The following is an 8,147-nucleotide window of genomic DNA, read 5'->3' on the forward strand; positions in this document are numbered from 1 at the left end:
TAATGTAATTTTCCTTTTTAAATCTATTTTATAGATGTATTTTTAATTAATTATATTGAAACTGATTACAAAATGAAAATTAATATCAAAAACTATATACAATTATTAAAAAATTTATTATACTTATATATATTGATTGATGTTTATATGTGATATTAGTATACATAATATTAATTATAATCTAGTATCTTTAATATAATATCAAAAAATACATTTTATACTACGGAGTTCTTTATATGAAGGATAAAATTTTCGGCGTACTGCAAAGGGTAGGAAGATCGTTCATGCTTCCTATAGCTGTGCTTCCTGTAGCAGGTTTGTTTTTGGGGGTAGGTAGTTCATTAACTAATACTACAATGCTAGAAACCTATAATTTAATGGGTATTTTAGGACCAGGCACTATAGCTTATGATATATTATCAGTATTAAGTGAAGCAGGAAATATAATATTCGGCAACTTGCCTATTATATTTGCTATGAGTGTAGCTATTGGTATGGCAAAGAAAGAGAAAGAGGTTGCAGCTTTATCAGGAGCTATAGCATTTTTCGTAATGCATGCTTCTATTGGTAAGATGATAACAGTTATGGGCGGAGCTGAGAAATTATTAGCTGGTTCTACTACAAATGTTGTTGGTATATTATCATTACAAATGGGTGTATTCGGCGGTATTATAGTAGGACTTGGTGTAGCTGCTTTGCATAATAAATATTATACAATAGAGCTTCCTCAAGTATTATCATTCTTTGGCGGTACAAGATTCGTTCCAATAATATCATCTATCGTATTTTTAGTAGTAGGTATATTAATGTACTATGTATGGCCTCCTGTACAGGTTGTAATGAATAAATTGGGTGATTTAATAGCTGGTTCAGGTTATGTTGGTACTTTATTCTATGGTATAATAGAAAGAGCATTGATACCTTTCGGACTTCACCATGTATTCTATACACCTTTATGGCAGACTTCTTTGGGCGGTACTATGATGATAGACGGCAATTTAGTAGAAGGTGCTCAGAATATATTCTTTGCTCAATTAGGTTCTCCTAGTACAACAGCATTCAGTGTTGAAGCTACTAGATTTATGACTGGTAAATTCCCATTTATGATATTTGGATTACCTGGTGCTGCTTTGGCTATGTATAGAACTTCTAGACCAGAGAAAAAACAGGTTGTTGGTGCTTTACTTTTCTCAGCTGCATTAACAGCAATGCTTACAGGTATAACTGAACCTATAGAGTTCACATTTATATTTGTTGCTCCTATATTCTATGCTATTCACTGTGTACTTGCAGGTATATCTTTCATGCTTATGCATATACTTCATGTTACAGTAGGTATGACATTCTCAGGTGGTTTCATAGATTTATTATTATTCGGAATAATACAAGGTAATGCTAAAACTAATTGGATATGGATTGTAATTGTAGGTGCTGCTTATTTCTTCATTTATTATTTCTTATTCTATACTTTAATTAGAAAATTTGATTGGAAAACACCTGGAAGAGAACCAGACAGTGAAGAACCAAAATTATACAGAAGAGCTGACGTTGCTGCTGCTAAGGCTGCTGCAAGCGGAGAAGCAGTTGATACTAATCCTTTATTCCAATATGAAGAAGCTCCTTTAATTACTGCAGGACTTGGAGGAAAGAAAAATATAAGCGATGTTGATTGCTGTGCTACAAGACTTCGTATAACAGTATTTGATCCTTCTAAAGTTGTTGATGCTACATTGAAAGCAAGCGGTGCTGCTGGTATAATTAAAAAAGGTAATGGTATACAGGTAATATATGGACCTAAAGTTACTGTAATAAAATCAAGACTTGAAGATTATTTACATGATCCTATAAGCGATCAGGAACCTCAGATGCCGGCAGATGCTCCTAAGGCAGAGGAAAAGAAAGAGGAGAAAAAAGAAGAGAAGAAGGCAGAAACAAAATCTTCATCTGCAGTATATAAAGTTTATGCTCCTATAAAAGGAAATATAATAAAATTAGAAAGCGTGAAAGATGAAGCATTCTCAAGCGGTGCTATGGGCAAAGGTATAGCTATTGAACCTACAGAAGGAAAAGTTTATGCTCCTTATGATGGTGTTATAGAAACTGCTTTCCCTACAAAACATGCTATAGGACTTACTTCTGATGATGGTGTTGAATTGCTTATACATGTTGGTATGGATACTGTAAAATTAGGCGGTGCTCATTTCATATCACATATAGAAGAGGGACAGAAAGTTAAGAAAGGAGATTTATTATTAGAATTTGATATTGAAAAAATAAGAGGAGAAGGATATCCTACATTGACTCCTGTAATAGTAACAAATTCTGATGATTATACAGATGTTATAGCTGTTAATGCATCTTCTATTAATGTTGGCGATGAGCTGCTTGAAGTAAAAAAATAATAAAATAAAATTGTAAAATTGTAAAAATTGTGGGCTTATTAATTTAAGCCCCTTTTTTTATGTAAAAATCAAATATTATTGTTTAATAGTAAAAAAAAATTACTTGACAATAAAAAAATAAAAAATTATACTTTGCCAAAGTCTTATTTATTTGGAGATATTATTTATGGAAAACAAAAAAAAGAAATATATTTTAATGCTGAAATTTTTAGTTCCATTTGCAGTATTTATAATAGTGGTTGTTATAGGTTTGATGTTATATTTTATTCCTAGGTATAAGAAAGAATTCTTATTAGAAATAGAATCTAATATGTACAAAAAAGAATCTTCCATTTCTTCTTGGCTTAGTTATTTTTATTCAGAGATTGATGTTTTATCTTCCTATTGTAAATATGAAACAGATTATACTCAAATGCTCGATTCTTTCAAAGAGTTAAAAAATATGAAAGATGAGATTGGTAATATACATTTTAGCGGTACTGTGGGATATAAATACGGCGGATTATTAATTATAGTATACGGTGATAATATAGAAGGATTTGATCAAACTACGAGAGAATGGTATATAGAAGCTGTAAAAAATCCTTCCACTCCTTATTTGAGTGCTCCATATCAAGATGCTGAAACAGGGGAAACAGTTATAACTATATCTAAAGCTGTTTTTCAAAATAATGAGCTTAAAGGGGTAGTTGGATTAGATATATCTTTTGCTAAAATAGCTAAGTCGTTAACCGCAGATAAGGATAATAAATTTTTTATAGCATTAAATGATGGAAGATTCATAACTCATACAGATGTAAATTTATTATTTAATCAGCAGAGAAATATTTATACTGAATTGAATGCTCCTAAGCTTGATGGTAAAGATTATGATGTCATCATTAATAAAAAACAAAAACAGTGGACTGCAGCTTATAATATACCGAATACTCCTTGGATTCTTGTAGGAAATGGAAGCTCTTTAAATCTAACTAAAAAAATAATTACATTATCTATCATTATGGTTATAGTGGCAATTGGTTTTTTAGTAATTCAATTTGTTCTTGTTTTATTGAATGTTAATCCTTTATCTCAAACTTTAGATAGAGCTATAGAGGTTATTAAGAATATGACTAATAAACATTTTAATGCTGTTTTCGATGAGAGGCTATTAAATAAATCAGATCAAACTGGTGTTTTAGTTAATTCTATTAAGGATATGCAGAAATCTCTTGGTGATTCTATTCATTTCTTTCAGGAATCACTTAACTTTATCAATAATGAAATAGATACTGTATCAGATGGAACAGCTAATTTATCGGATAGAAGTAATACTCAAGCTAGCTCACTTGAAGAATTATCAAGCCTTATAGAATCATTATCTACATCTCTTGATGAAACTAATGTACATTCTGAAGATGCTAGAAATATGAGTGCTAAAGTTGCAGATGCTACTAAGGTGGGGGTAGAATCTTCTTCTGAAATTACTAGTAGTATGAATGAGATACTAGAATCAAGTAAGAAAATATCTGATATGACTAAACTTATACAATCTATTGCTTTTCAGACAAATATATTGGCTTTGAATGCGGCGGTAGAGGCGGCACGTGCTGGGGAGCAGGGTAAAGGTTTTGCTGTTGTAGCTAGTGAGATACGTTCTCTTGCTCAGAATGTAGATGAAACTGCTAAAAATATAACTAATACAATAAATGATGCTTTGGCTAAAGTTGAGATAGGAAATAAGGCCGTGGAAAATTCTTCTAAAATACTTTCTGAGATTGAAGCTTTGGCTGAGGATATGCTTAATAAATTAACTTCTATATCAGAACGTGCTGTAGTAGAGGCCGACAGTATTAATCAGATAAATATTTCCGTAAGGCAGCTTAATTCTATAACTGGTGAAAATAGTATGTTAGCTGAATCCAATGCAAGCTCTACAAAAGAAGTAAGAGAAAAAATAGAGAATATGGTTGAGCGTATTAGTAGTTTTAAATTTTAATTAAAAATTTTGTTTATTAAAAAGAAATGGCTTTTATTATAGTCATTTCTTTTTTTATATATTTTCTACACAGAATATATAATGCGGCATATCCATATTGTAATAATGTTTTACTGTATTATCTATTATTTTCATTCCGTTTCTTATAGCTACTTTTTGAGATGCGATATTATTATCTCTTATTATTGAGTATACTCTATCAGCATTCAAAACATTAAAAGCATAATTTTTACAGGCTATTGCAGCTTCTGTGGCAAATCCTTTATGCCAGTAGTTTTTATTGAATAAATATCCTATTTCAATGAGTTCATAAGAATTATGTATTTTTTTATCTACCTTTTGCATAGTAAGTCCGCATTGTCCTATAAACTCATTATTTTCTTTTAGTATACATGCCCATAATCCGAATCCGTAAGTTTTGTATCTATTCATTTGATTATTGAACCATTGATGTACTTCCTCATCAGAGAAAGCATGTTCATAAGCGTACATAGTTTCTTTGTCTTGAAGTATAGAAGATAATCTTTTATAGTCTTTTTCATTATCTTCTTCAAATTCTCTTAAAATAAGTCTTTCAGTTTCTAGTATTTTTTTCATAATTATAAAACAAAAGTATTTTAGAAAAATGATATTAAATATTTATTTTTTTGATTTATTTTTCAATCCCACCCTATAGGCTTTTTAAATTTATATGTTATTTTTGTATTATATTTCTTTTTTATTTTAATATGTGATTATAGCACCCACCCAAAATTTTATTAATACTTACAATCTCACAACCGCACGCAGAGCAGCATTATAAATATAGACTAATCAATAATACTACTTAATTAATATATATAAAATTCATTAAACGTGCGTTAAAGAGATTAAAAATTTAATTTAAACTTGGGCGGGCTTTTATATATTCTGATTTCGTTTATAAGAAATTATTAGTTAAAACTGCATATAAATTTAATAAGGAAAAAGGGCGGGCATTGTAATTAGTAATAAAAAATATAGTTTTTTGTATTTTTCAGTATTGACAAAGTTTTAAAATATGTTAGAATATACTAACAAATGTTAGAGAACATTAATAAAGTCAACAACTTTGTATCCCTAAATTGATACAATATATTTTATAACCTTCATTTAATTAAACTGTACGCCCCCTATGATGAGTAGGGGGCAATATTTTTTATTAAATATAAAAAATAAATATAGCAAATTCTTTTTTATAACTTATAATATTTTATCAATAAAAAAATTTTATAGATAAATAAATGGAGGATTAAAATATTATTATGAAAGCTATAACAACTATAGTATTACTTATATTGTCAAATACATTTATGACAATAGCTTGGTATGGACATTTGAAATTCAGCGAGATGAAAGGTTTTGCTAAATTATCACTTCCTATAATTATATTAATAAGCTGGGGAATTGCTTTATTTGAATATTGTTTTCAGGTTCCAGCAAATAGAATAGGCTTCCAAGGAAATGGAGGAGCTTTTTCATTGATGCAGCTTAAAGTTATGCAGGAAGTTATCACATTAACTATATTCACTATTTTTACAGTAGTATTTTTCAAAACAGAAACTTTAAGAATAAATCACTTTATAGGTTTTTTATGTTTGATATTGGCAGTATTCTTTATTTTCAAGAAATAGTAATTATATAAAAAATTTATAATAAAAGGCAATTATATTTAGTATAATTGCCTTTATTTTATTGATGATTTTTTAATTATCTTAGATTATGTTTTTTTACTCTAGCATCTGCTATATGCTGATTTTCCCATTCTATTTGAATTAAATTCATTCTCTGCATAGATAATTCTCTTTTAACAGCATTTTTAGTAGCAGCATCTAAAGTTGTTAAAGTAGCCATATTTGGTTTTTCTTCAGAAACTAATCTTATAACAGCTACACCATTATCCAATTTTATGACATCGCTTATTTGATTAGTCTGCATAGAGAATACATGCATATAGAAAGCTTCAGTAGAAGAATCAGGTATAATAGTTCCTTCAGCAGTATTTAGTCTTCCCTGATTATAAGAGAAAGGCTTGTCTGGTTTATAGTATTTTATAAGTCCATTTCCATTTAATCTTGCTAAATTATTAATACCAGAAACAGCAGCTTTTAATACTTCAGCTTGTTTTGTTTTTTCAGCTTCAAGCATAGTATTCATATTAGCATTTAAATATTCTCTTCTTATAACTTCTCTATTAACATCAGTATATTTTTCAGGTATTCTAATATCATTAACTAATACAATATAGTAATATCCATTTGCATATATAGGCTGTAAAAGATTAGTTCCTTTAGTAGCGTTATTAGCAAAAATTTTATTAGCAAAATCCTCATTAGGCATTTGCATTCTTGTAAGATATCCTAACTTATAGTTATTAGTATCAAAACTTTTTTCCATAGCTGTTTTTTCAAATAAAGTTATATCATCTTTCAAAGTTTTATATAAATTATCAGCTACTCCTCCGCTTTGAGTTATTATCCAAGAAATATCGGCCTGAGCAAAATTAGTTTTATTATCTGTAAAATACTTTTCTAAATCAGCATCAGCTACTTGATTAGACTGTACTATTTCAGAAGCATTTATATAAACCATTTCAATATCTTTTTTTGTAAGATTTCTTTTATATTCTCTTTGCATTTCTAAATCATTTAATTTAACAGAAGTAAATAATTCAGCAGAAGCAGTTTGTGCTAATATATCCTCTTCTAAATCTTTTTGTATTTTTACTTTATCAGACTGAGAAGAATTTTTTATGAATGATTCATAAGCCATTTGATTATAAACACCATTAGTATCTATAAATTGACTTTTCATAGCTTCAACTATAAAATTATCGCTTACATTAATATTTTTTCTAGCTACATCATTTAAAAGAATAGTAGCAACAGCTCTTCTAAATGCTAAATCTTCTATGTAAGTATACATTTCATTATTTATTTGTATTCCTAATTGCTGATAATAACCTTCTATTTGTCTGAAAGCTCTTCCATAAGGACTAGTGCTTGTATAATATATAGGTTTTCCATTAACAGAACCTATTGTAGGAGTTTTTTGGCTTCCTCTTGTATCAACTACCAAGAAATAAATTATCAAAAGTATTGAAACTGCAGATACTCCAAGCCATTGTAAAGTTTTTATTACTGGGCTTTTCTTTTTAGGTACAAAGTTTTTATTAGATGACATTATATATATCCTTAATTCTTTATTAAAAAATGATTATAATTTAATAATTATATAAGAAGAGTTTAAAAAATTCAAGTTTTTATAAAATTAAATTTATAATTGTTAGTATTTATAAACTTATATAAAAAAAGCTGATAACCTTATATTTTAAACAAAGTTATCAGCTTATAATTTCTTTTTTATTAATAGTTAGGTGCTTTAGAAGTTATTTTTACATCATGTACATGGCTTTCAGCTAAACCTTGATTAGTTATTCTTATAAATTCAGCTTTTTCCTGAAGCATTTGTATATCTTTAGCACCAATATATCCCATACCAGCACGAATACCGCCAACTATTTGATATACAACATCAGCAACATGTCCCTTATATTCAGTAACACCCTCTATTCCTTCAGGTACAAATTTAGATTTATTAACTACATCACTTTGGAAATATCTGTCTTTGCTTCCATGTATCATAGCTCCAACAGAACCCATTCCTCTATAAGGTTTATATTTTTTACCGTCTATTATAATAACATCACCAGGAGCTTCATAAGTAGAAGAGAAAAGTCCTCCAGCCAT

6 protein-coding genes are annotated in these 8,147 nt (G+C 28.7%); 3 read left to right on the forward strand and 3 right to left on the reverse strand.

Translation table 11 applies throughout. The annotated features are described in order from the left end of the window. Positions 1 to 236 precede the first annotated feature (236 nt). On the forward strand, positions 237 to 2,402 hold the full coding sequence (locus tag Q0K19_RS11635) for a PTS transporter subunit IIABC (RefSeq protein WP_297248123.1): 2,166 nt from the start codon (positions 237 to 239) through the stop codon (positions 2,400 to 2,402). Positions 2,403 to 2,568: 166 nt separating this feature from the next. Then, positions 2,569 to 4,380 carry a methyl-accepting chemotaxis protein gene (locus Q0K19_RS11640; RefSeq protein ID WP_297248125.1) on the forward strand — a complete coding sequence of 604 codons (1,812 nt, stop codon included), beginning with the start codon at positions 2,569 to 2,571 and terminating at the stop codon, positions 4,378 to 4,380. A 54-nt stretch (positions 4,381 to 4,434) separates the two neighbouring features. Here Q0K19_RS11640 and Q0K19_RS11645 read toward each other — a convergent pair whose 3' ends face one another. After that, entirely contained in the window at positions 4,435 to 4,977 is a 543-nt protein-coding gene (locus Q0K19_RS11645) for a GNAT family N-acetyltransferase (RefSeq protein ID WP_297248128.1), read from the reverse strand. Positions 4,978 to 5,663: 686 nt separating this feature from the next. Here Q0K19_RS11645 and Q0K19_RS11650 point away from each other — a divergent pair. Then, complete coding sequence (locus Q0K19_RS11650) at positions 5,664 to 6,032, forward strand: DMT family protein (protein WP_297248130.1); 369 nt, start codon at positions 5,664 to 5,666, stop codon at positions 6,030 to 6,032. Between the two features lie 76 nt (positions 6,033 to 6,108). Here Q0K19_RS11650 and Q0K19_RS11655 read toward each other — a convergent pair whose 3' ends face one another. Both Q0K19_RS11655 and Q0K19_RS11660 read right to left on the reverse strand, forming a co-directional pair. After that, positions 6,109 to 7,581: a SurA N-terminal domain-containing protein gene (locus Q0K19_RS11655; RefSeq protein ID WP_297248132.1), complete on the reverse strand. Its 1,473-nt coding sequence runs from the start codon at positions 7,579 to 7,581 to the stop codon at positions 6,109 to 6,111. A gap of 182 nt (positions 7,582 to 7,763) precedes the next feature. Then, positions 7,764 to 8,147: IMP dehydrogenase (locus tag Q0K19_RS11660; protein WP_297248134.1), on the reverse strand; the 384-nt coding region annotated here is incomplete at its 5' end.

Source organism: uncultured Brachyspira sp., from assembly GCF_944393015.1.
Classification (GTDB): domain Bacteria; phylum Spirochaetota; class Brachyspiria; order Brachyspirales; family Brachyspiraceae; genus Brachyspira.